This window comes from Hominimerdicola alba 8 (genome assembly GCF_000178155.2).
Classification (GTDB): Bacteria; Bacillota; Clostridia; order Oscillospirales; family Ruminococcaceae; genus Hominimerdicola; species Hominimerdicola alba_C.
In genome coordinates this window covers 89,122-115,181 of the sequence record NZ_ADKM02000123.1, presented here as the reverse complement: position 1 = coordinate 115,181, position 26,060 = coordinate 89,122, and the positions used below count along the sequence as shown (strand labels likewise).

Below are 26,060 nucleotides of genomic sequence, written 5' to 3'. Positions count from 1 at the left end.
AGGGCGATACCTTAAACATAAGGTATCGCCCGTTTTTCATATTATTTCAGTTCAGCCATTTACAGGAATTATTTAACTGTAACAGTCACAGCATTCCTGATAGCATTCGCAGTATCCCATACACCGTTCACTCTTGCGGCAACAGCTACCTTGTAGGTCTTGCCCGTTACGAGACCCTTAGGTGTGGTGTAAGTAGTGTCAGTGATATCCTGCTTCTGTATCCTCCATTTGCCTGCCATATAGACCGCAATACCGTACCTGTCAGCACCCTCGACCTTATCCCATGTAAATCTTATCTGATGATATTTCTCACTGTATTCGACCTTTATGTTTGTAGGATATGTGGGCTTGACGGTGCCAAAGAGTTTATAGGTGTTCTTGCCGTTGTTCTCGATGACTGCATATTCCCCGTCACCGCTGACAATAGTCGCAGGGTCTTTAGCATTCACCCAGCCGTCACCGTTTGGGAGAGATGCTCTTTCTGTTATACTTTTGAAATTCTTGCCAAGAGTAAGGGTGTTCAGATTTGAACAGCCGGTGAACATATAGTCCATATTTTCGACCTTGCTTGTATCAAAACTACTAAGATCAAGTGTGATCAGACCTGAACAGTTGTTAAGCATATAGTTCATTTCTATGACATTGCTTGTGTCAAATCCGCTTACATCAAGCGAGGTCAGGTCGGAACAACCACAGAACATACCGCCCATATTTATAACACTACTTGTATCAAATCCGCTTACATCAAGTGTGCTCAGCTTTTCACACCAAGAGAACATATCACTCATATTTTCGACCTTGCTTGTATCAAATCCGCTTACATCAAGTGTGCTCAGCTTTTCACACCAAGAGAACATATCACTCATATTTGTGACATTGCTTGTATTAAAGCTACTTACATCAAGTGTGGTCAAGTTGTGACAGCTAACGAACATAGCACTCATATTCTCAACATTGCTTGTATCAAAGTTGCTTACATCAAGTGTGGTCAAGTTGGCACAACTATCAAACATTAACATCATATCTGTGACATTGCTTGTGTCAAATCCGCTTACATCAAGTGTGGTCAAGTTGTGACATCCTGAGAACATACGATACATATTAGTTACTTTGCTTGTATCAAAACCACTCACATCTAAGGATTTTTGTTGACTACAACATTCAAACATACAATTCATATTTGTGACATTGCTGGTATTAAATCTGCTTATATCCAATTCACATGAACAACAAAAAAACATACCACTCATATCTGTAACATTGCTTGTATTAAATCCAGAAAGATCGAGCCACTTAAGATTGCAGCAACAGTAGAACATATTACTCATGTCTGTAACCTTACTAGTATCAAATCCATTTATGTCAATCTCTCTCAAATAATTACAATAATAAAACATTTTGCTCATATTAGTTACTTTGCTAGTGTCCGCTTTTGAAAGAAGCATAAATGTGCAATTTATATATTCAGAAAAAAGACCACTACAGTCTTTTGGAAAAACAGTTCCCTCTTCAGCTATGACGGACTTGACATTTTTCTTATATTTGAAATTTCTTATAGCATCACCATCTATCTTACCTTTAATTGTAAACTCGCCTGTCTGAATGTTATAAGAATAACAACCCTCATTAATAACATCACCTGCCTGTGCTGTTATGGTCTGCGAAATAACAGGCGCACCATTGCTTACCGCACCTCCGAAAACGAATGCCAGTGCCAGCAGACCCGCTGCCAATCTTTTGTTCTTCATTTTTTTGTCCTCCTGAATTTTAATTGAATATGGTGATCTGCCAATATCTATTATAGCAATCCAACTATTTAAATTCACAAAATCCAGTCGCAAAAGCTCGGATCTATGGATTTTGTCTGAATTTTAAGGCGGATTGCTATAAATATAGTATCATAAACAGTGCAAAAAGTCAACATATTTCAGCGGATACTATAAGGCAGGAGAAAAGAAAACAGATCAATTCCGCGTCACCCGCTCGCATAATTCAGATACCGCTTCACTTTGCTGTTTGTATATAACATTAATTTGATGCTTTATATAAAAACATCGTAAAGTTAAATTTTCCGAATATCCGTCTATGTCATTGACATTGAATAGTTAGATATGATATAATCAACTCGAGATATGAAAACGATTTAAAGGCTGACTGCGCTCCCTCGTGCGGTATAGTCTGTTAAAACTGCTTGTACTGCCGATATTTATATTTGATTAATATTAATTACGTTCATTTCATTAACGATCTGCTTAAAATTTAAAATGCTTTCTGCGATGAACATAATTTTTATGACTATCCCTTTAGCACATCGGTTAAAAATGCGTTAACCGTCTTAAGCTCTGTAAAACCTCTGCTTTTGTGATGTGTCAGCGGGATAATCGTTATAAATTCATAGTACGGTCGGCAGGCAGGAAAGGAAAGATGAAGAATATATGGAAAATACAAAGATCTACTCGAAAAGGATCATTGCGGGAATGATGGCACTTTTGCTGACAGCAGGCACAGCCGCCGCAGATCTCGGTGAAAATGCGGCGTTCGGTACCGCCATAACAGCAAGTGCAGATCAGGCTGATGGCAGCACCACTCAAAAACTCAGCGCGTATATGAAAAAAGCCGAAGTATCACAGGACGATAACGGCTTCATCAAAATAACTTCCGTAAAGGATATTTTGGGTAAAACAGCCGAGATATCCCCCGATGATGCCAAAACATGGCTCGCTGCAAACGTCGCTGCTTTTAAGACCGCAGCCCCCACATACTACGGCTGCCGTGACTTCTTTTTCAGGTACAAAGACCGTTCGTGTTATGCAGTTCTTGATTCCGAACATTTCAACGACCGTTACATCGGCGGCAATGACTTTGCATGGGCTTCTGTAAGTGAAGATGTGTGGACAGCTTCGATGGAGCAGTTTATCGCCAGACTCGACCGTGTGTACATATGGGGCAGTGATAAAACTCAGCCCGCTGTGACCTACACAAAGACCGAAGCCAAAGCCCCGACCTGCACCGAAGCAGGCAACAGCGAATATTACACAGGTTCGGACGGAAAGTACTATACGCTCGAAAACGGCATTTACACCGAGATAGCCGAAAATTCATGGGTAATTGATGCTAAGGGGCACAGCTACGGCTCGACAAAGTGGACATGGAACGATGATCTGACTGCCAGCGTTGAGTTAGTTTGCAAGGAATGCAAAGATACTGTGAAGATAGATGCTGATGTCACTTCAAAGATCACCCAGAAACCGACCACCACCAGAAAAGGAACTATAACTTATACCGCAAAAGTCCTGTTTAACGGCAAGACCTACCTCTACACCAGAAGTTTTTCTCTGCCTGTACTTGAATTGACCTACGTTGGACCCAAAGCACCGACCTGTACCGAAGCAGGCAATATCGGCTACTGGTATGATGCGGCGAATGACTGGTATTTTGCTGATGAAAATGGCGAAACAGAACTCAAAAAAGCTGAAACTATAGTTGCCGCAGGTCATTCTGCGGGCAGTGCGGTCATTGAGAACTATACAGCACCCACTTACTTTGAAAACGGCAGTCAGGACGAAGTCATTTACTGCGAAAAATGCGGTGCTGAACTCAGCAGAAAACATGTAACTATCCCGAAGTTGGAATACACCGCGCCGACACTGAACTATACAATAAAAGGTAATGCTGTGAAGCTGGACTGGACAGAGGTCGCTGATGCAGAAATGTACGGTATAGCATTATATTCAGACGGCAAATGGCAGCTAATGGCAGAACACGAGGAAACCTCGTTCGTTATGTACGGACTTACCAACGACAAAGAACATACCTTAGCTATCGTCACAAAGTTAGGCGGAAAATGGATGATGGACTTCTCCAACGCTGTAACGATAAACACTGAAGTGTCAGCGCCCGAATACCCCGTCATAACATCTGTTGAATACAGCGAGGTATCCCCTCAGTTCAGGGTGAACTGGTGCGAAGTCCCGGACGCTCAGCAGTACGGCATAGCAGTTTATCTGTCAGGCAAGTGGAAGGTCATTGCTCAGGATATCCCCGCAGGGACGACCTACTACACTTCACCAAAACTCAAAGAAGGTCAGACCTATAAGATCGTCATATGTGCAAAGCGCAATGGCAAGTGGGATACGAATGAACTGAGCGGAAGGGCATTCAAAATCACTGTAAAGCCACAAAATGCAGAGGTGACACCTGTTTATGAAGATGCAGACTTTGATTTTTCTGGCAAGGTATATGTTGTAGGTGATTCCACCGTATGCGATTATACGGAAGAATCCATCACAACAAAAGACTGCTGCGGCTGGGGTATGAAACTGGCAGAACAGTACAGCGATGTGACTGTCATAAACCTCGCAAGAGCAGGCAGAAGCTCCCGCAGTTTTCTGAATGACAAAGAGTACAATACATTGTGCAGCTCCATCGGAAAAGGCGATTACCTGTTTATTCAGTTCGGTCACAACGACGAAAAAACAGGCGAACCCAACCTTGTAACATACCCTCAGCTTGACCCCTCGACCCTTGACGAGGAAGGAAAAAATGCTGATGGTCAGTATTCCTTTGAGTGGATGCTGCTGAACAAGTATATCATAGTCGCGCAGGAGAATGGTGCTGTTCCTGTTCTGGTAACACCGATGTTAAGACGCTACTCAAACGGTATGCCCAGATATCTGGAACATGAAAAGTATTCAGAAGCTATGATCGAACTGGGCAAAAAATATAATATCCCCGTTATAGACCTGACTACCAAGACCACACTGCTGTATAACAACCTTTACAGTCAGTACGGCGGCGATGCTACCGCAGAGCTGCATGCTTTCACCGAGCAGACAAGGACGATCGTAGACAACTCCCATCTCAGCGTAAAAGGCAGTGAAGTCATAGCTGACATCGTTGCCGATGAAACAAAAACACTGGGTCTGAAAATTTCCGAAAGACTGATAGAAGACTGAGCGTTTCAGACATAATAACAAGACCGTCAGCATTGATATACAGCTGATGGTCTTGTTTCTTTTCTTAAGCGGCGCACCTTGCCGAAAACTGCATCGAAAATAGTGCATAAATTAAGTTATCTTTATTGCAAAGTTTCATTGATTTGTTACAAAATTTTACATGACATCCTATTGACTTTGTTAATTTGCTGTGATATAATTAAAAAAGCTAAATATCGGTATTCTATTACGATCAGGAGGAATCAGAATGAAACTGAAAAAACTGCTGAGCGGTCTGACCTCTGCGGCGCTGGCACTTTCATGTGCCGCAGGCTTAGGTCATTCCGCACACACACCAACACTGAAAGCCGAAGCTGCCACTGCGAACTGGAAGTTCGACTTCGGCGGAAACGGAACTGCAAGCGGCTATACAGGTGTTTCCGCATCTGACGTCTACAGTTCCTCAAAGGGCTACGGCTTCGCGCAGACAAGCAATATGGCGAATGTCAGCGCGGCAGGTTCGGGTGCGTTGAGCGATGCGGTGCAGTTCAAAAGCACTGCTCTCGGCAACACATTCAATGTTGACCTGCCAAACGGTCTGTATGAGGTCAAGGTCACGCTGGGCAACACCAACAGAACTTCGGTGCGTGCCGAAAACATGCTCCAGCTCATCAACCTCACAGGCAACAACGCCTATGATACTTTCCAGATACCCGTCACTGACGGTCAGCTGAATATCATGGCGTGTGAGGGCAAAGCGGGCTATGCTTTCACCATGAGTGCGCTGGAGATAACCCAGCTCAACACCACAGCCACCACGAACCCCACCGTATGGATATGCGGTGACTCGACTGTAGCAAACTATTATAATGTGGCTGACACCAGTCAGCACGGCTGGGGTCAGTTCTTCGGTGACTACGTTAAAGATGCAGGCTACATCGTAAGAAATATGGCTGCCAGCGGTCAGTATGCTGAGGGCTTCCTCAGCGCAGGTCAGTTCGATGCTATACAGGCTTACGGCAAGAGCGGTGATTACTACATAATCTCCATCGGCATCAACGATACCAACAAGGCATACACCACTGAGGAAAAATACATCGAGAGCGTCACCTACATGGTGCAGGAAGCCAAGAAAAAGGGCATGGAGGTCATTCTCGTAAAACAGCAGGGCAGAAGAAGTGACTTGCAGAGAAGCCCCCTGCTGACAGGACGCTGGTTCGGCGGCGACCTTGACAAGATAGGCGCGGCTGAGGGTGTTCAGGTGGCAGACCTTTTCACTGAATGGCAGAACTTCGGTCTTTCGGTGGGCTATGACGGTATGGAGTCCTACTACGCCAGCGGCGATGACCTCCACCAGAGCAAGCTGGGCGCACAGAAGATTGCTGAACTGATGAACGGTCTTGTCAAGATAGGCAAAGAGCCTGAAACTATGGACACCACAAAGGCGTACCGCTTCAAGAATGTCAACAGCGGTCTTTACCTTGAAGTAAAGGACGGCGCTGCACAGGCAGGCGCAAATGTTCAGCAGTGGGGCGGCGACACGGTCGGTGACTGGAACGTTTGGCGGCTGAAACACAAGGGCTATAACTACTATGAGATATGGTCTTATCTGGGTGACGGAAGCACCTACCTGCTTGATGTTACCAACGCCAGCAAGGATTCGGGCGCAAATATAGCGCTGAATACCAATACCAACTCCAATGCACAGTGGTTCCGCTTCTTTAAGAACAGCGATGGCAGCTACACCATGATATCCCGCTGCTCAGGTGATGCGGGTGCTATCGAGGTCGCAAGTGCAGACACTAGCTGGGGCGCTAACGTTCAGCAGTGGGAGGTAAACGGTCACCCCTGCCAGCACTGGGTAATAGAAGAAGTTCAGTGGCCTGTTTCACAGCCCGAACCTGAGCCTGAGGTCGCTCCTACCGCTTTCAGAGGCGATGCCAACACCGACGGTATAGTTGATATCAACGATGCGGCGGCGATATTCAGATATCTTTCGCAGCCTTACAATTATCCTCTGTCGGCACAGGGCATACTAAATGCAGATGTCAGCGGTTCTGTACAGGGCGTGCCTGATGGTCAGGTGACTGAGGCAGATGCAAGCCTGATACAGATGTACTCCGCAGGTCTGGCACAGCTCCCCGCTTCTGATGTCAGTGTCGTTCCTGCTGACCCGTGGGCAAATTACTACTTCGCAGTAGACCAGACATGGGATCAGGGCGCAGCTGAATCCAACCACGAAGGCTTCACCAAAACTGATGCTTCGATGGGCGCTTCACAGAATGTTGGCTTTGTAAACCTAGAAAATGTAAAGGGCAGCAGCATAACATTCACCGTAAACGCTGAAAAAGCGGGCAACTACATGACCCATATCAGATACGCCAACGGTTCGACCGTTGACCGCAAGGGCTTTGTTTACGTAAACGGCAACACAAGCACCTACTGGCAGCAGTCTTTCCCGGGTACAGCTGACTGGGACACATGGAATGAAATGGGCATCGTGCTTCCTCTTAAGGCAGGCAAAAACACCATAAAGCTGGAGTCCGCAGTGGACGAGGGCTGTCCCAATCTGGACTACATCACAATTGCACTGACTGATGAACCCATCGCAGAAACTTATGACCCCAACGCATCGAACCCAAGCGGCCCCATCAGCAGTGACCCCACACTGTTCCTGCTGGGTGACTCTACCACAATGTACTACAACGCAAGCAAGCAGTCCCAGAACGGCGGTCCTATACAGGGCTGGGGCTACTACCTCACCGATTACCTGAACGGCGGTCTGCCTGTTGACAACAGGTCAATGGCAGGACGTTCCAGCAAGAAGGCTTACGATGAAGGCAGATGGCAGGGCATAGTTGATTCGATGAAGGCAGGCGACTTTGTTATCATACAGTTCGCCATAAACGATGCAGGCGCATCTAACGCCGACAGATACGCTCCTGTATGCGGCGACGTAAACAACCCAACAACAGGTTCTTACGAATACTACATGACCATCTTCATCAACGACTGCAAGGCTAAGGGCGTTACACCCGTACTTATGTCCTGCACACTCAACGGCAATTCCTATTCAGGCGGAAAGTTCGTTGCAAACTACACCAATTACACCAACGCGCTCAAACAGCTGTCTGCAAAGTACAGCGTACCTTTTGTAGATGCTAATGCGGCACTGGTGAACCACTACAATTCAGTGGGCTACGACAAAGCACGTTCCTACCACATGGGCTATACCTTCGGTGATTTCAAGGATATGACCCACTTCAATGAGGAAGGCGCAAAGGTAGTAGCAGGCGTTATCGCAAACGCTATAAAGTCTGCAAACATCAACGGTCTTTCAAACTACGTAAAGTAATAATATGATGATCCCCGCCTTGCAGAATACAAGGCGGGGATCTTTTGCGGCAGATATTCTCACGCCGCCCGCTCCGCAAAGCCACCCTTATCTCCCACGCCGCGCACACAATCAAAACCACCGGTTGAACCGGTGGTTTGATTAAGCCCTATAAGGGCTTGTTACGGACACTACCCCTTAAGGGGTCGGGAAAGATCTGCCAACCGCATTTCATTCCCGTGCCACCCCTTAAGGGGTTCTTTGTGTGTTCCTACTTCTTCTTGTACTTTTCTCCTGTAAATGGATCCACAGTCTCAAACAAACTCATCTGGTCGCACGCAATATCCTCCTGCAACTGGTTACGGATATACTCCTGAATCCTCTTCTTATTCTTGCCTACTGTATCAACATAGTACCCTCTGCACCAAAAGTGCCTATTACCATACTTATACTTCAGGTTAGCGTGTCTGTCAAATATCATCAGACTGCTCTTTCCTTTCAAGTAACCCATTATCTGTGCAACACTATACTTAGGCGGTATCGACAGAAGCATATGAATATGGTCGGGACACGCCTCTGCCTCGATTATTTCCACACCCTTCTGTTCACAAAGTTTTCTCAGTATCTTACCGATATCCGTCTTTATTTGGTTATATATCACCATTCGGCGATATTTCGGTGCAAATACCACATGGTACTTGCAATTCCACTTGGAATGTGCTAAACTATTAATATCGTCTCTTGTCATGACGATACCTCCTTTGATCATTAAGTTTCGGTTGGCAGACCTACTCTTATTTTATCATAGGAGGTTCTTTTTTTCTACCCATAGCTAAAGCTTTTTGGAACCCCCGGCAGAGCCGGGGGTTTTCTTAATACAAAAAAACACCGACTCTCCGAAGAGGGTCGGTGTTTTTGTATCCGAGATTACGGAACTGTAACTATTACAGCGTTCTTGATCGCATTTGCAACGTCCCAAGTGCCGTTTACCTTAGCGGCAATAGCAACCTTGTAGGACTTGTTGGGTGTCAGATTCTTAGGAGTGGTGTAAGACAGAGTGTTTGCAGGTATTGTCTGAGTCTGGATTCTCCACTTGCCTGCCAGATATACAGCGATGCCGTAGTTCTGAGCGTTGTCTACTGCATTCCAGTTAAATCTGATCTGGTGATACTGAGAGTTGTACTCAATACCGGATATTGTAGGATAAGTCTGACCCTGTGGCTGAGGCTGAGGATCGGGCTGAGTGCCTGAAACAGGTACCGCATACAGACCGTAAGCAGTCAGCGAACTCGTGGTAGCGCTGATGTAGAGGCTGTTCATGTCGTTCATGGTCTTGCCGCTGTTTGCGATAGCGCTTGTCAGGTCATCATAATAGAATTCCTTTATGTAAGGAGTATCGCTGTCATCGCTGGAAGCTACGCGGTTCCATGTGTCGTAGCTGCCGTCCTGGAGAACCAGCTCGGGTGCCTGATCGGAATCGTAAACGAGTACGAACTTGTAATCCTTGTTTACATAGTTCTTCCAGTTTGATACTGTGAAGTTCTTCCATGCTTCAATGGTGGAGCCGTTAGGATTCTTGTAAAGCTCTACCCAGTCAGAACCTATATTTACGTTGTTCCAGTCGAATGCAGGATCAACTATCTCAGTGTACTCGCCTGTTTCGGAGTTGATGCCGTAAACTTCCATCATAGCCTTGATAACAGGTTCAGAGTTAGGATACCAGGTGCAGCCCTTGCGGTACAGATAGCCGTGAGCCTCGCCCTTGCTGTTGCCTGCATTTTCAGCAGTTACGTTGTTATCCCACAGTACGCAGGGGATACCCTTTGACTTGGCAAGTGACAGATAGTCTTTTGCCCACTTTGCACGTGATTCGGTGTTGTTGAAGTCAGAAGCAGAGAACTCACCGATGATTATCGGCACGCCCTTCTGATCCTGGAGCTGTCCGAGATAATTGAACATGTTGTACAGCTCGCTGTAATAATCAGCACCCCAGCCCGAAGAACCCGGATAGGTGTGGTTAGCGTAGGAGTCGGTAGCCATTGTGAAGAAGTAAGGGCTGTATGCGTGTACGGAAAGTGCAACGTTGCCTGCATTTGACGGTATAGCTATGTTGGAGATAGCTGTACTGTCATTGGAAGCGCAGTAGCCTGGCAGCATCAGCAGACGCTCTTTGTTAGCGCTCGAACCCTGACCGCGTACAGTGTTTACAAAAGCAGCGTTCAGTCTGTTTACGTAATTCCATGTATAGCCGTTGTCGCCCGAACCGTTGCCCCACTCGCTTACAGCAGAGTTACCTGTCTGACGAGGTTCGTTCATGCCCTCAAAAATGAGGTGCTGGTCATAGTTTGCAAATTCTTCAGCAACTTCTGACCATATGCTGGTCAGCTTCAGTTCTGCTGTCTGATAGGTGTTCTCATTGAACTGAGAAACGTTTATGAAGTCCTCATGATGGATATTCAGTATAACGAACATGTCACGGTCGATCGCATAATCAACAGTCTGCTTGACATAGTTCATCCAGTTGTCTTCAACGTGGTACTTCTTTGTGCTGTCGTTCCACTGGAGATGTTCATACCAGGTCACAGGTATACGAACTGTGTTGAAACCTGCCTTCTTTACTGCCTCGAACTGGTTTGCGTTTGGTTCAGGCTGTCCCCATGCTGTCGCGAACTTCTTGGGTGATGCGGTCACAGGCAGATTGGTGTTGCTGCACTCAAGCGTATTGCCGAGGTTCCAGCCGATCCTCATCTGTGATACGATTCCCTTTGCATTCTGTCCCGAAAGTGCAGATGCTTCGATGACTGCTGAAGGCAGAGAACTCATACCTGTCAGAGCTATCGCAGCAGCAGACAGTGCGGAAACAACTCTGCCCTGGATTGTCTTCTTCATAGGATATATCCCCTCTCGAAATAATTTGATAGTCCTCCGCAGAGATCACTGCGGAATAAACGTACAATTTGTTCACTGCGGCGCGAGAGTGTCGTTCACGTCACAGAAAAACAGCATTATATGGAATAATTTGATACCTGTTTAAGTATACAGTTTTTTTAAACAAAAGTCAACTGCTTTTAGTGAACAAACCTCAGTGGAATATGTAAAAAATTTCACTCATGTCATCATGCTGAAACAATTTAGTCGTCCATTCACTATTTTTCGGCAAAAATAGTGATGTACACAGCCGAATGGATTAAAATTTTGATATATACCACTTAATAATATAATGATTTTAGTATTTGTTATCATTGCATGTATGAAAATATATGTCGATCACTGTTCGGCAAAAAAACAGAGTTACCGTTTAAATGTTTACGGCAACTCTGTTTTTGTTTTTTATCTTGCAGCGCTGACAGCGTTTTCTATCTCCTCGGCGCGGAGAAGTGCGGTGTCTATATGGTCGCAGAAATTCTCTTTGCCGACATGTTCGATGAAGCCCGCTTTTTCCATAGCGTGCATGGGCTGTTCGTTCACATGTGAGAATATGACCTTTACATCGTTCTTCTCACAGCGCTTTACTATGCCCATCAGTGCTTCAACGCCTGCCGCATCTATGGCGGGGACGTTTCTCATGCGTATACAGAGAACATCGATGTTCTCATCGGAGAGCATATAGCTGTATTTGTCAGATGCCGCAAAGAACATGGGTCCGTTTATCTCGAACACCCTTGTGTTCTTCGGTATCTTTTTCAGCAGTATATTGTCGTGGTCGGTGTCCTCGTCGTCGATGTCTATCCACGCATGTGCTTCGGTAACATCAGCCATGCGCTTCATGAACAGCAGTGACGCCATCACCATGCCGACACCTATCGCAACTACAAGGTCGAAAACGACAGTGAATATCAGTGTGACGAAAAGCACAGCGATATCGCTCTTGGGAGCGGTCTTAATGGTATTGCGGATATTGCGCCAGCCGCACATATTATATGCGACCACGAAGAGTATCGCCGCGATGGTGGGCATGGGTATCAGCGATGCCTTGTCCATCAGCAGGCAGAGTATTATCAGCACAACGACAGAATGCACCATGCCTGAAATTGGTGTGCGTCCGCCGTTTTTGACATTTGCGGCGGTACGTGCTATCGCGCCTGTTGCGGGTATGCCGCCGAACAGTGCCGAGCCGATGTTTGCCGCGCCCTGTGCTACCAGTTCCATATTGGAGCGGTGCTTTGAACCTATCATACCGTCAGATACCACGCAGGAGAGCAGTGATTCGACAGCGGCAAGTATCGCGATGGTGAAGGCGTTCGGCAGCAATGCCCTTACCTTTGCAAAAGTGAAGTGCGGCACAGTGAAAGGAGGCAGATCCTTAGACACCTGATAAAGTTTGCCGATGGTGTTGACTTTCATATCCAGCACGCCCACCATCACCGAACCGACTACGACGGCTATCAGCGAAGCGGGTATCTTCTCCAGCTTCTTAGGCCAGAAGATAAGTATAGCCAGCGACACTGCACCAACCAGAAGTGCCTGCGGGTTGAGTGTGCCGAAGCAGAGGACTATCTCCTTTACCTTGTCAACAGTTTCGACAGGGGAGTTCTTGAAAGTCAGCCCGAAGAAATCCTTTATCTGACCTATCAGTATCGTCACCGCGATGCCGAAAGTGAAACCGCTTGTGATAGTGCCGGGTATATACTTTATCAGCGCACCGAAACGGCACAAGCCCATGACCACCATGATAGCGCCTGCCATTATGGTAGATATGACCAGACCCTCCATGCCCTGTGTGGCGACTATACCCGCAACTATCGTGGCGAAAGCGGCAGTAGGTCCTGCTATCTGCACGCGGCTGCCGCCCAGAAGTGAAACGATAAATCCTGCGACTATGGCGGTGTAAAGCCCCTGTTCGGGTCCCACGCCCGATGCCAGCGCCAGCGCTATCGAAAGCGGAAGTGCGATTATGGCAACGATGATACCTGCGGTAACATCTTTGAAGAACTGCGCTTTTGAGTAGTTCTTCATGACTGAGAACAGTTTTGGTTTGAGTTTCTGTTCGGTAGGCTTTTGTGCCTGAGATGACATTATCATTACCCCTTTTTCTTGAAATTTTAAAGACAACGTTCTCTATTATACTACTAAAATATATGTATTTCAAGCACTTTTCGGCAAAGAAGAAAAAATCGGCGTGTTGGCTATTTTTGGTTTATATAAACAAAAAATAATGTTGAAATTATGCTATTTCGCAACCTTGCCGCCGCCGTTTCGGGTGGAAGAACAGTGAGTCGGCAGACCTATAGCGATCCGCCTTAAAATTCAGACAAAATCCAGTCACAAAACCCATAAATCCCAGCTTTTGCGACTGGATTTTGTGAATTTAAAAAGTTGGATTGCTATAAGCGTTCGTTCATGACCTGCGGCGATTGACCGTTCATAAAAAACATGTTATAATAATGTATAAGATCATTCGGGCTGTATGTTGTTACTTCCCGAACCGAAAGGAGTGCTTTAAAACGGCAATTGAAAAAATCTTAGCCGAGAGCGAAAATTACTATATAAAGGCTTGCTATGAGCGTGCCGAACTTTATTCAAAGGCTGACGGCAGGTGCATCACCACTGTCGGTGACCATTACGGCGACCCCTCCGATGCTCTTATAGACAAAAATGAGCGCTTCTGTGTTACGGTGGGCTGTGGATATATAGTCTACTTATTGCGCCCGCCGTTTGAACCATACACCTACGGGAATGAAACTGCCCGATGGTACGAAGGGGGCAGGTCAGCCGATCACACCCATTATATAGAAAAGGTGCGCCAACTTAGCGATGACACCATCGAACTCACCGATGAAAACGGAAACATCGATATTATAGAGATATTCGCGTAAGGCGGCATCATATATCCTTTGTGATGCCATCATTATATAGTATAAGCCCAACACCGTCAGCACACCTGTGCAGACGGTGTTTTGTGGTGGGAAACAGTGAAAAATCGGGTATTGTACACTATACGGTACACCCGAAATTGTGTAAATCTACAAAGATATTGACTGGAGTCGATTACATTTTAATTCGTATATTGACTTAAATTTAATCTTATGCTATACTAATTTTAATGAAAATTTTCATTGGGTAAAGGTTAAACATGAAAGGACAGGGATATATTATGAAAAAAAGCATGAGCATCTGCTCACGCATCGCGGCGGCTTTTATAACCGTCGGCACGCTGAGCACACTTTGCGGCGTCATAAATGTCAGCGCCGCACACAACGGTTTCTATGTAAGCGGTACTGACATCAAGGATGCCAACGGCAACAACTTTGTCATGAGGGGCGTAAACATCGCACACGCATGGTATCAGAACGACACCGAAACTTCCATAAAGGGCGCTAAAAACAACGGCGCTAACACTGTAAGAGTGGTGGTTGCTGACGGTCAGAGATGGTCGAAGACCTCGAAGAGCGACCTTGAGAACATCGTCAATATGTGCAAGCAGAACAAGCTGATATGCGTGCTGGAAGTACACGATGCCACAGGCAGCGACAACACCTACGACCTCGACAACGCGGTAAACTACTGGATAGAGAACAAGAGTGTGCTTCAGGACAACGAAGAGTATGTTATACTGAACATCGCCAACGAGTGGTACGGCACATGGAACGGCTATTCGTGGGCTGAGGGCAACAAGTCTGCCATAAAGAAGCTGAGAGATGCCGACATCGACAACATGATAATGGTAGACTGCGCAGGCTGGGGTCAGTATCCTGCCTGCATCAAGGAATACGGCAGGTCGGTATTTGAAGCTGACAGCGACCGCAACACTGTTTTTTCGATACATATGTATGAGTATGCGGGCGGCGATGCTTACACCGTTAAGACCAACATCGACAACGCACTCAGCATAGATGTGCCTGTTGTCATCGGTGAATTCGGAGGTCAGCACACAAGCGGCGATGTTGATGAAGCTACTATAATGAGTTACTGCACCGAAAAGAATGTGGGCTATCTGGGCTGGTCATGGAAAGGCAACAGTTCTGACCTGAGTTACCTCGATATCGCATACGACTTCGCAGGCACTTCGCTTACCGAGTGGGGCAACGCACTCATCAACGGCAGCTGCGGCATAAAGGCGACTTCAAAGACCTGCTCGGTATACGAACAGAGCCACAGCCACAGCTACAGCGAACCTGTCTGGAACTGGAACGGAACTTCTTCTGCATCGGTATCTTTCACATGCAGCTGCGGCGATGTGAAAACAGTAAATGCAAATGTGACCTCTCAGACCACTCAGCCGACCGCTTATGCTGACGGCAAGACCGTCTACACTGCGACTGCTGAGTTTGACGGCAAGACCTACACCGATAAAAAGGAAGTCACCCTGAACAAATTGCCTGCCGCACCTACAGTTTCCTACATACCGCGCATCGGCTGTGTAGAACTGGAGTGGACATCTGTAGAAGGCGCTGAAAAGTACGGCGTATGCGGCTATGTCAGCGGCAGATGGCAGATACTCAGCGAGGTAAGCGGCAATTCCTACACAGTCAATGGCCTCAAAGCAGGTACAAGCTACAGAATGGCTGTCATAGCAAAGGTAAACGGAAGCTGGGTGTATGACCTCTCAAACGCTGTGACTGTCACACCGTCAGCTGAATACCCCACTATCAATTCTATAGTATATAACACACAGTTCCACCAGTTCAGGCTGAACTGGTCGCCTGTAAGGGGCGCTGAGAAGTACTGCATAGCTGTAAAACTGGCAGGCAGGTGGAAGATACAGGCTTACACCGACTCTACCACTTTCACCTCGCCCAAGCTGAGAGCAGGCAGCAGCTATGATGTGGTCGTGTGCGCTGTTATAAACGGCAAGCCCGATACCACCAACGCCGCCGCGAGGGCTTTCAAAGTTACCGTTAAGTAAAAATTTTCTCCTATAATTCTCCTTTCTATAAGAAAAAACTGCACTCCTGCGCGGGGTGCAGTTTTTTACTTGCGGCATATCATGGCAGGTTTAGTGAAAATTCGTCTGTAAGCGCGTTACTGCGGCGGGGCGATGTTCGTTTGAACATTGACATTTCCGCGCTCATATGCTATACTTCTAAAGGCAATATATGTTATTTTTCAGAGAGGTGATATAATGTCTGACCATGTATGGGGCTACTGGGACTGCCCCTACTGCGATACAAAAGGTATACGCGGTGATAACAAAAGCTGTCCGAACTGCGGCGCACCCGTTCTGCCCGGAACTAAGTTCTATCTGAAAAACGATGTGCGCGAGTACGTTGAGGAAAGTCAGAAAAATACTCAGGCAAACTGGATATGCGAATACTGCGACTCGCAGAATGATGCGCGTGACGAGTTCTGCCGCAACTGCGGTTCGCCGCGTGAAGAGGCGCACAGAGATTATTTCAGCGCACTGCCGCCCGAAGCCGCAGCGCCGCCTGTCCCGCCAAAGAAGAAAAAAACGGGCAAAGCGGTGAAAAGGCTGAAAAAGCTCGGTATAGTGCTGGCGCTGATAGCTTTTATAGTATGGCTGTTCATGCCCATAACAAGGACGGCGGCTGTTGCGGGGTTTGAGTGGGAGCGCAGTATAGCAGTTGAAGAGTACAAAAATGTCGATGAAAGCGACTGGACACTCCCATCAAATGCGAACCTGCATTACAGCAAGGAAGAGATCCACCACTACAATCAGGTGCTTGACCACTACGAAACAAAGACCAGAAAAGTCGCCAAAAAGGTGCAGGACGGTTACGAAACCAAACACAAGGACTTGGGCAACGGTCAGTTTGAAGAGAAAAAAGTGCCGCGCTACAAGACGGTCTACGAGAACGAAACTTACAAAGAACCGGTATATCGGCAAGTTCCCGTGTACAAGACGAAATATTATTACGATATAGATAAATGGGTAGAGATATCCTCAGTGCCCACGAGCGGAAAAGACCAGAAACCGTTCTGGGGCGAAACGGGGCTTCCCGACAATGTGCCGTCACCTCAGCTGGGCGACAGGCGCGAGGGCGCGAGGACTCAGAAGTACTACGCTATAATAAAGGATAAAAAGGGCGAAGAGAAAAAGATAGAATACTCTCAGGACGAGTGGTCGTCGCTGAAATTGGGCGACACCATCAAGTACAAGACATTCAGGTTCTCGGATAACCCCCTGCAATAAGTTAACAAAAACTGCCGCATGTAAAAAATGCGGCAGTTTTTTTGGGGTGAAACTGCCGTTACATCGGCATTATCATGTTTATCACCGCAAACAGCACTATGAAGAACACTGCCCAGAAAGCGTGTTCCTTTTTCTTGCTGACCAGCAGCCCCACAAATTCACGCACTGCGGCGTTCGGCCAGAAGTACCAGCGCGTTTTACTGCCCACGCCGTCAGCATCAAGACCCTCGTTCTTCGAGATTATCCCGCTTCTCAGCACATGGTAGTTGGAGGTCGAGAAAACTATCTTCGGCTCTTCGCAGTCTGCCCGTATCTTTTCCAGCGAGAAACGCATGTTTTCTTCGGTGTTGGCAGACTTGTCCTCAGCTATAATGTCATCATCGCTTATGCCCTTTGAGATAAGGTAGCGGCGCATCGACTCAGCTTCCGATATGACTTCGTCGCTCCCCTGTCCGCCCGAAGGCACGAATTTGATGCCCTTGCCTGTGGCGGCTTTCTGCGCATTTGCGAACTCTATCGCTCTGTCAACGCGCCCTGCCAGCAGCGGCAGAGGAGTGCCGTCATCTGAGATGGCACAGCCCAGTATCATCACATGGGTCTTGTCGAAAGCGACTTTCCTCTTCACAGATATTATGCCACAAAGCATCGCTGATATCAGCATGTCTTCAAGATAAGCAAAACAGGTGGTGAGTGTGCTGTCTATCGCGCCTGTGATGCGCACATAAGTTTCACTGCCCGAAATGTTCCTGCCCACATAGAATATCTCCACCAGATAGCTGAGTAATATCAGACCGCTGAGTATGAACCCGAGCACGTTGACAAAGTTAAGACCCTCGCGGCGTATCAGCGATATATTGCTTATCGGCAGTGCCAGCGAGAACACCAGCAGCAGCGGCAGACTGAAAAGCATGAACGTGCTGCCCGCGCCCTTTATCTGACTGTAAAAATACGCCATCGTGTAGGTGATCGGGTCTGACATCATTTTTAGCGTCACGACCGCCAGACTGACAGCCACGCCCGCCATAAACAGCACAGCGCCCCCGAAATATATGGTGGTGTAGGAAAACAGGTCGTTTTTGCACCGTATCACAAAAGACACTGCCAGCAGTATCTCCATCATAAGCACGTATACTGCCGTCATCACTACCGAGCTCTTATAGCCCGAATAGTTGCCGTTTGCCTCGTTGACTATCATGCCGCCGCGAAGTACTTTAACATACTCAAAACTCGGCTGACATTCCTCAGCCTTCTGATTTATCAGGTACTCCTTGCCGCGCCCTTTTGCATGGACGATCATGTGCCTGCTGTTGTACGTGTCGGCAGAAATTTCTACGATGCCGTTTTCGGGAACGAAACCCTCAGCGCTGATGCCATCGGGCAGGTATATATCCAGTTCCCCCATACTGACCATCGTCCCCGCGAACATTGAAACTATGAACAATATAGTGATGACCAGCATGGCGATGCCGAGTTTTCGCTGTTGTTTGTTGTTGGTATGGTCTTTCATATTTTTATTGCTCACCCCTGCATATCTTTTTGAAGTTATCCCCATTATACCAAAGATGCCCCGAATTGTCAAACTCCGCATATCCTCTGCGCCGCGATATTTTTCATGTGTTAAAATTTTACAGTGGGATTACCATATAAGATATTTGTTGCGTCGCCATCTTTTTACATATCTGTTCAAGATCGCTCCGATACTTGTAAACAACAGTAAAATGTGTTATACTGATAATGTATAACTTTCCTATGATGTACATAGCATTTTATAGTAAACGACCTTAAGGAGAAAAGGATATGAAAATATATAAGCTGTCAAAAAAGCCGCTGCTGCTGATATATGTGCTGCTGGCTGCCATTCTGCTGCTTATAAGATTTGCACTTAATCTTGTGCTGGCGCTGATAGATAAGTATGTGCCGAATTTTCACGGCTTTGCCGATTATTACGTGCTGCTGCCCCTGTGGGTCATAGCGGCACTGTTCGCGGTACTGGTGCTGCCTTTTTATTTCCACAAGGCGCAGTACACCGTTACAAACAAAGAGATAACCGCTAAGGGCGGTCTTATCGTGACCTCAAAACAGTTCATGCTGACATCTGCCGTCAGGTCGGTGACTTCTATACTGCTGCCGCTGGGCAGGCTGACAGGCATGAACTTCATTATACTCAATGCACTGGGGGCGCGGCTGGTGATACCATTCCTCAGCCGACGCGATGCAGAAGAGATAGCCGAACTGGTCAACAATTCCATCAGAAGCAGGAGAATAGAATGACAGACGAATACAAGGGCATCAGCGGCTTTTTCAAGCGGCGGCAGCACCCTGTCAAGATAATAATGTATATCGCCCGCTATATCTGGCTGCTGCTGATACCGCTGGCGAAATATCTCATAGCTACACGTTTTGATTTCCAGAACTGGGTAAAGACCAACTGGGTCGATATCCTCTCGCTGTCGGTGATGATAGGCTACGGTATACTGAGGTGGGTGTTCGTCTACTTTGAAATAGAAGAGGACAGCATCATCTCACATACAGGCTATTTCGGAATAGAGAAAACACAGGTCTATTTCAGCGAGATGTCTTCAATGTCGCTTTGTCAGGGCTATATTTTCAGACTTCTCGGCGCGTGTACCGTCTATATCGACACCGATGCAAGAAGCATACAAAATACTGACATCAGGCTGGATATCAGCCAGAAGCAGGCTTTCCGCATATATGAACTGGCAACGGCAAAGTGCAGGAGCAAGCCTAAATATATCTACACTTCCCGCAAAAAGAGCCTTTTCATTTTCTCGCTGCTGTTTTCATCGACCCTTTCGGGCATGCTGCTGACACTTACTTTCATCTATCAGGCTTACCGCATAGTCGGACGCGAGATAGAAGAACAATTTCTCGCAAGGGTAAACACCGAACTTGAAAAGCTGACAGTCCATATACCGAAATATCTGATAGTCGCCGCGCTGGTGGTGGCAGGCAGCTGGCTGGTGTCTTTTTTGTCGAACCTGCTGCGCCACTGGGGGTTCAGCTGTACCCGCTGCGCCGACCTGCTGATGATAAGCAGCGGAAAAGGCACAAAGCGCCGCCATGTCATAGTACGCGACAGGATAAACTTCATCGACTATCAGCAGTCGATGTTCATGAAGCTGTTTGGGATATGCTCTGTTCAGGTAAACTGTACAGGCTACGGCAAGCGACACCTTGAACTATCTGCGCTGGTGCCCATAACCACAACGGCTATGGCGGAAAACTCTGTAAAACAACTTTTGCCGGGTGTGCCGAAAGTCGAGTACGATGTCAGGACAGGCTGGGCTGACCTGCGGCGCTTTGTGATGCTGCCGATGTTGGTCTGTCTGCTGCCGGGTGTGCTGTATAAAGTCCTTTGTGAGGTGATACCGCAGTTTGAGATGGTGGTAAAGACCATACCCGACTGGAAAAGCGCACTTACAAATCTTTCGGTCATCTCCATGATACCGCTGGTGTGGCTGGTGCTGGTCAAGACAAATGCGGCTTTCAACACGGCAGCAGGCTTCGGCGGCGGGCACTGTGTACTTTCATACTGCAAATTCTACCGTTTCCACCGTACTGCTGTCAGACTCGACCGCATAAGCAAGATAAAAATATCCCGCAATCCGTTCCAGAGAATGAACGGCACCTGCAACCTTTCGGTGTACACATCGGCAGAACGTTCCAGCTGCCACCTCGTAAAAGGCTTGAATTATGAGCGGCTGATAAATGCGATGGCGAAGACGGGACTGTATGATGAAGAGTGATATCCCACCACGAATTAAAAAGTTATGTTTATGTGCAAAAAAGATAACCATTTCAAAATGACCTTGAAATTTCATAAGAAGTGTGCTATAATAGATGGGTAAAATATTTTTCTCATGGAGATTTAAAATTATGGGAATGTTCGATAAGCTGATAGCTAATCTTAAGGCTGAAAAGAAGACCATCGTTTTCACTGAGGGCAGCGATGCACGTATACTCACCGCAGCTGACAGACTGCTGAAAGAGGGTCTGATGGGCGTTATCCTCTGCGGTAACGTTGACGAGGTAAAGGCTGCTGCTGCCGCAGGCAATTTCAATATTGACGGTGCTGAGATACTCGACCCCGCTACTTATCCTGAAATGGACGCTCTTGTAGCACAGATGGTAGAACTGAGAAAGGGCAAGATGACTGAGGAAGAAGTAAGGGCTGCTCTTGCAAAGTCCAACTACTTCGGCACTATGCTCGTTAAGGCAGGCAAGGCTGACGCTCTGCTGGGCGGCGCTACATATTCCACCGCTGATACTGTAAGACCTGCACTCCAGATAATCAAGACCAAGAAGGGCTCTAATCTGGTAAGTTCTTCCTTCATACTCTTCCGTGAGAAGGACGGCAAGGAAGAAAAGATAGCTATGGGCGACTGCGCTATCAATCTGGGTTACACTGACAGACTTGACAAGGACGGCAACGTTGTTCTGTCCGCTGCAAGACAGCTGGCTGAGGTAGCTGTTGAAACTGCAAGAACTGCTGATTTCTTCGGCATCGACCCTAAGGTAGCTGTACTTAGCTTCTCCACCTACGGTTCGGGCAAGGGCGGCACGGTTCAGCTGAGCCACGATGCAGTTATCGAAGCAAGAAAACTCGATCCTGAGCTTGTTATCGACGGCGAGTTCCAGTTCGATGCGGCAGTTTCCGCAGAAGTTGCAAAGACCAAGTGCCCTGACAGCAAGGTAGCAGGTCAGGCTAACACATTCATCTTCCCTCTGATCGAGGCAGGAAACATCGGCTACAAGATCGCACAGAGATTGGGCGGCTATGAGGCTTACGGTCCTATACTCCAGGGTCTGAATGCGCCTATCAACGACCTTTCCAGAGGATGCAACGCTGATGAAGTCTACAAGATGGCTATCATCACCGCAGGCATGGCTTAAATTTAATTCATAATTCATAATTATTGGCATGGACAGTCGTTCTCTGTGCTGACATATTGTGCATAAAATTCGAGGGTGGGAGCTTGCTCCCACCTTTTTTTGTACACTAAATTGTTGCATGAAACGGCAATATGTGGTATAATACTTTTAAGAATGATTTCTGCATCACAGGAGGTTACACCGATGAGATTACTCTGCATTGACGGCAACAGCATCATGAACCGCGCATTTTACGGCATACGTTTGCTTACAAACTCAAAAGGCATACCCACCAACGCCATTACGGGATTTATGAATATCTACATGAAAGAACTGGAAGAAGTACAGCCCGACTGCGTGGCTGTGGCGTTCGATCTGCGCGCCCCCACTTTCCGCCATAAGGCGAGTGCCGCTTACAAGGCTAACCGCAAGGGCATGCCCGATGAACTTGCACAGCAGATGCCGCTGATAAAACAGCTTTTAGGGCTTCTCGGCATAAAGACGGTGGAGTGCGAGGGCTATGAAGCCGACGACATTCTCGGCACACTCTCAAAGGCGGCGGCTGACAGCGGCAACGAATGCTTTATCCTCACGGGTGACCGCGACAGCTTTCAGCTGGTGTCGGATAAAGTCACGGTAAGGCTGGCAGGCACTAAAGAAACCAAGATATACACCCCCGCCCGCATAATGGAGGAATACGGCGTTACCCCACGACAGATGATAGAGGTCAAGGCGCTGATGGGCGATACCTCCGACAATATTTCGGGTGTTAAGGGCATCGGTGAGAAGACTGCGCTCAACCTCATACAGCAGGCGGGCAGTGTTGAGGCACTCTATGCCGACCTTGACAGCTTTACCATAACCAAGGGCAACCGCGCCAAGCTGGAAGCGGGTCATCAGGACGCGATAGACAGCCGTTTTCTTGCTGAGATATGCCTTGAAGCACCCGTTGAACGCGATACAGCGTTCTATAAGCTGGGTACACCCGATTCTGATAAGGCAAAAGAACTCCTCGTTGACCTTGAGATGCTAAGACTGCTTGAAAGGCTCAAACTGACAGGCACAAACAGCGAAACGCCGCAGAAGTCCGCTGAGGAAACTGCCCTTAAACTGAAAGACCTGCCCAAATACGAAACAGGTCTGCCGCTGAACGATGATGCCATCTCACAGATGACTGAGGGCACAAAAGCCGCATTCATCTTTGACGGCGCTAAATTGCAGGTGTTCTTTGCTGACAAGGCTTATGTCATAGCTTCGGGTGACTGGGATTTCGAGGGCATAGCGCTGAGATTTTTCGAGAGCGGCTGTGAAAAGACCGCATTCGAGGGCAAACAGGCGCACAAATTCGCCTTTGACAACGGCACACATCTGAATGGTCTGACTTTCTGCTGTGACCTTGCGGGCTATCTGCTGAATTCACAGGCGGGCGAGTACACCACCGAGAACCTCAGCCTAACCTACAAGGTGGCATACCGCAGTGATATGGGCGAATTTGCCGACATCTGCACCATAATGCCGCTGGCTGAGAACCTGAAACTCCGCCTTGAACAGACCGAGATGCTGAAACTATTCAACGAGGTCGAGATGCCCCTCTGTGAAGTGCTGGCATCTATGGAACACTATGGTGTACGCGCCGATACCGACGGCATACGCGAGTTCGGCAAGGGGCTTAAAAAGGACATCGAAGCGCTGACCTCTCAGATATATGACCTTGCAGGCGGCGAGTTCAACATAGCATCGCCAAAACAGCTGGGTGAGGTGCTGTTTGAAAAACTGGGTCTGCCCGCGAAAAAGAAAACGAAATCAGGTTATTCCACCAACGCAGAAGTTCTTGAAGAACTGGCGGACAAACACCCCATAGTCGGGCTGGTGCTTGAATACCGCACGCTGACAAAGCTGAACTCCACCTACGTTGACAGCCTGCTGAAAGAGGTCGAGGCTGACGGGCGTGTGCGTAGTGTTTTCAAGCAGACGGAAACGCGCACAGGCAGGATAAGTTCCACCGAACCCAACATGCAGAACATACCCGTCCGCAAAGAGATAGGCAGAAACATGCGCAAATTCTTCGTGGCAGGGGACGGCTATACTTTCCTCGATGCCGATTACAGTCAGATAGAACTGCGCGTGCTGGCAGAAGTCTGCGGCGATGAGAACATGCGCAAAACTTTTGCTGACGGCACTGACATACACACCATGACCGCCTCGCAGGTGTTCGGCATACCCGCCGATGCAGTACTGCCCGAGATGCGTTCTGCGGCAAAAGCGGTAAACTTCGGCATAATCTACGGCATCGGGGCATTCTCACTGTCGAAAGACATCGGTGTTTCGGTGAAGGAAGCCAAGCAGTACATCAAGAACTACCTTGACAACTTCCCGAAAGTTTCCGAGTTTATGGACAAGACCGTTGAGGACGGAATAAAGAACGGCTATGTTACTACCATTTTCGGCAGACGCAGATATATCCCCGAACTGGCGGCAACAAATAAAGTCATGCAGGCATTCGGCAAGCGCGCCGCGATGAATGCACCGATACAGGGCGCGGCGGCTGACATAATCAAAATGGCGATGGTGAAAGTCTATAAACGCCTTAAAGCCGAAAAGCTGGACGCAAGGCTGATATTGCAGGTACACGATGAACTCATCATCGAAGTCACACCCGATGACAAGGAAAAAGCGAAAGCTATCTTAAAGGAAGAGATGGAAAAAGCGGTAAACTTCACAGTGCCGATGGAAGTTTCGGTAGGCGAGGGCGAAAGCTGGTATCTGGCAAAAGAATAAAATGCAGACTAATGTGTGCAGGCTGATATAGAAGCTCTGTGGCTTTTTATTGAGATTTTGCCTGCACATGCTATAAAGGATTAAAGAGATCGGAATATAGTGGTGATAGTATGAAAAAATATGGAACTATTGTAAAAATCGGAAATACGGATATAAATGTATATACCAAAGGCAGTGGCAATATCACGATCATTTTTATGGCAGGTTCAGGAGTTGGCTGCCCAACACTCGAATATAAGCCTGTTTATAAAAGAATGACTGATAAGTTCCGTATCGCAGTGGTAGAAAAGGCTGGCTACGGATTAAGTGGTAAAGCTACAACAGAAAGAACTGTCGAAAACCTTGTTGAAGAAAGCAGAACTGCGTTAAGGACCCTGCATATTGAACCGCCCTATGTTCTTGCGCCACATTCATATTCAGGATTTGAAGCGATCTGGTGGGCAAATACTTACCCTGAAGAAATTAAAGCAGTACTTGGCCTTGATATGGGATTTCCAAACATGATGGAAGCGCAGGCAAAAGAAATTCCCTATGAAAAGAAAAAAGCCATGATCGAAAGATCAAGGATACTTATGCAAAAAATTTCAAAGCGTGGTTTATTAGATAAACTGCTAAGGAACAGAACGGTAAATGCCTCAGGACTGTTAAACAGTAATGAACTTTCAGAAGAGGAAAAGCACACATATGAGGAAGTATACTATAAAAATATAACAAGTGAAGCGGTATTTGAAGAGTCTTTATTGGCAGAAGCAAATGCCGAAAAAGCGAATAGTACAGGCTATTTGTCTTGTCCGTCATGTTTTATCGTAAGCAATATGAAAACACCGATAAAGGCACTTTCGTGGCAGCAGGCTGCAAAGGACTATGCGGATCATTGCCATGCAGAGATACACTTAATAAATGAAGACCACATGATGTATACTAAGATACCTGACCAGATCGTTGAAATATTCAAGACATTTTTGCAAAAGATAAATGTATAATTGAAATCCTGATCTGGATCAATACAATGCACCTGAGTGCTTTTTTA

At 47.2% G+C, this 26,060-nt stretch carries 15 protein-coding genes; 10 read left to right on the top strand and 5 right to left on the bottom strand.

Annotated elements, in window-relative coordinates:
• Positions 1–68 precede the first annotated feature (68 nt).
• Entirely contained in the window at positions 69–1,748 is a 1,680-nt protein-coding gene (locus CUS_RS15665; protein WP_002852505.1) for a BspA family leucine-rich repeat surface protein, read from the bottom strand.
• A gap of 687 nt (positions 1,749–2,435) precedes the next feature.
• Here CUS_RS15665 and CUS_RS15660 point away from each other — a divergent pair.
• Together CUS_RS15660 and CUS_RS15655 are read left to right on the top strand one after the other, a co-directional pair.
• Complete coding sequence (locus tag CUS_RS15660) at positions 2,436–4,955, top strand: GDSL-type esterase/lipase family protein (RefSeq protein ID WP_002852376.1); 2,520 nt, start codon at positions 2,436–2,438, stop codon at positions 4,953–4,955.
• Positions 4,956–5,202: 247 nt separating this feature from the next.
• Positions 5,203–8,289 (top strand): GDSL-type esterase/lipase family protein, encoded by a 3,087-nt coding sequence (locus tag CUS_RS15655; protein ID WP_002852471.1) that lies wholly within the window; start codon positions 5,203–5,205, stop codon positions 8,287–8,289.
• A 250-nt stretch (positions 8,290–8,539) separates the two neighbouring features.
• Here the strand turns inward: CUS_RS15655 and tnpA are convergent, their stop codons facing one another.
• The 3 genes from tnpA to CUS_RS15640 all read right to left on the bottom strand — a co-directional run bounded on the left by tnpA (position 8,540) and on the right by CUS_RS15640 (position 13,284).
• Positions 8,540–9,016, bottom strand: coding sequence for an IS200/IS605 family transposase (gene tnpA / locus CUS_RS15650; RefSeq protein WP_002852407.1), 477 nt, complete (start codon positions 9,014–9,016; stop codon positions 8,540–8,542).
• Positions 9,017–9,195: 179 nt separating this feature from the next.
• The gene (locus CUS_RS15645) at positions 9,196–11,157 is read right to left on the bottom strand and encodes a glycoside hydrolase family 5 protein (protein WP_002852384.1); all 1,962 of its coding nucleotides are present in this window, start codon (positions 11,155–11,157) and stop codon (positions 9,196–9,198) included.
• A gap of 441 nt (positions 11,158–11,598) precedes the next feature.
• A complete protein-coding gene (locus CUS_RS15640) occupies positions 11,599–13,284 on the bottom strand; it encodes a SulP family inorganic anion transporter (RefSeq protein WP_002852378.1) in 1,686 nt (561 codons plus the stop codon).
• A gap of 368 nt (positions 13,285–13,652) precedes the next feature.
• On the opposite strand from CUS_RS15640, the gene CUS_RS15635 reads away from it, so the two are divergent.
• The 3 genes from CUS_RS15635 (at position 13,653) to CUS_RS15625 (ending at position 17,359) form a co-directional block, all read left to right on the top strand.
• Positions 13,653–14,084: a hypothetical protein gene (locus CUS_RS15635; protein WP_002852409.1), complete on the top strand. Its 432-nt coding sequence runs from the start codon at positions 13,653–13,655 to the stop codon at positions 14,082–14,084.
• Between the two features lie 278 nt (positions 14,085–14,362).
• Positions 14,363–16,114: a glycoside hydrolase family 5 protein gene (locus CUS_RS20545; protein ID WP_002852548.1), complete on the top strand. Its 1,752-nt coding sequence runs from the start codon at positions 14,363–14,365 to the stop codon at positions 16,112–16,114.
• 216 nt (positions 16,115–16,330) lie between these two features.
• A complete protein-coding gene (locus CUS_RS15625) occupies positions 16,331–17,359 on the top strand; it encodes a zinc ribbon domain-containing protein (protein ID WP_002852544.1) in 1,029 nt (342 codons plus the stop codon).
• 58 nt (positions 17,360–17,417) lie between these two features.
• Here CUS_RS15625 and CUS_RS15620 read toward each other — a convergent pair whose 3' ends face one another.
• Entirely contained in the window at positions 17,418–18,866 is a 1,449-nt protein-coding gene (locus tag CUS_RS15620) for a YdcF family protein (protein ID WP_157769544.1), read from the bottom strand.
• Positions 18,867–19,156: 290 nt separating this feature from the next.
• Here CUS_RS15620 and CUS_RS15615 point away from each other — a divergent pair, with 290 nt between their 5' ends.
• From CUS_RS15615 to CUS_RS15595, 5 genes are all read left to right on the top strand, one after another.
• Positions 19,157–19,630: a PH domain-containing protein gene (locus tag CUS_RS15615; protein WP_002852553.1), complete on the top strand. Its 474-nt coding sequence runs from the start codon at positions 19,157–19,159 to the stop codon at positions 19,628–19,630.
• Positions 19,627–21,126: a PH domain-containing protein gene (locus CUS_RS15610; protein WP_002852523.1), complete on the top strand. Its 1,500-nt coding sequence runs from the start codon at positions 19,627–19,629 to the stop codon at positions 21,124–21,126. The genes CUS_RS15615 and CUS_RS15610 overlap by 4 nt, the downstream gene beginning before the upstream one ends.
• A gap of 130 nt (positions 21,127–21,256) precedes the next feature.
• The gene (pta, locus tag CUS_RS15605; RefSeq protein WP_002852560.1) at positions 21,257–22,273 is read left to right on the top strand and encodes a phosphate acetyltransferase; all 1,017 of its coding nucleotides are present in this window, start codon (positions 21,257–21,259) and stop codon (positions 22,271–22,273) included.
• 183 nt (positions 22,274–22,456) lie between these two features.
• Complete coding sequence (gene polA, locus CUS_RS15600) at positions 22,457–25,030, top strand: DNA polymerase I (RefSeq protein WP_002852498.1); 2,574 nt, start codon at positions 22,457–22,459, stop codon at positions 25,028–25,030.
• Positions 25,031–25,140: 110 nt separating this feature from the next.
• Positions 25,141–26,013, top strand: a complete 873-nt coding sequence (locus CUS_RS15595; protein ID WP_002852418.1) for an alpha/beta fold hydrolase — start codon at positions 25,141–25,143, stop codon at positions 26,011–26,013.
• Positions 26,014–26,060 lie beyond the last annotated feature (47 nt).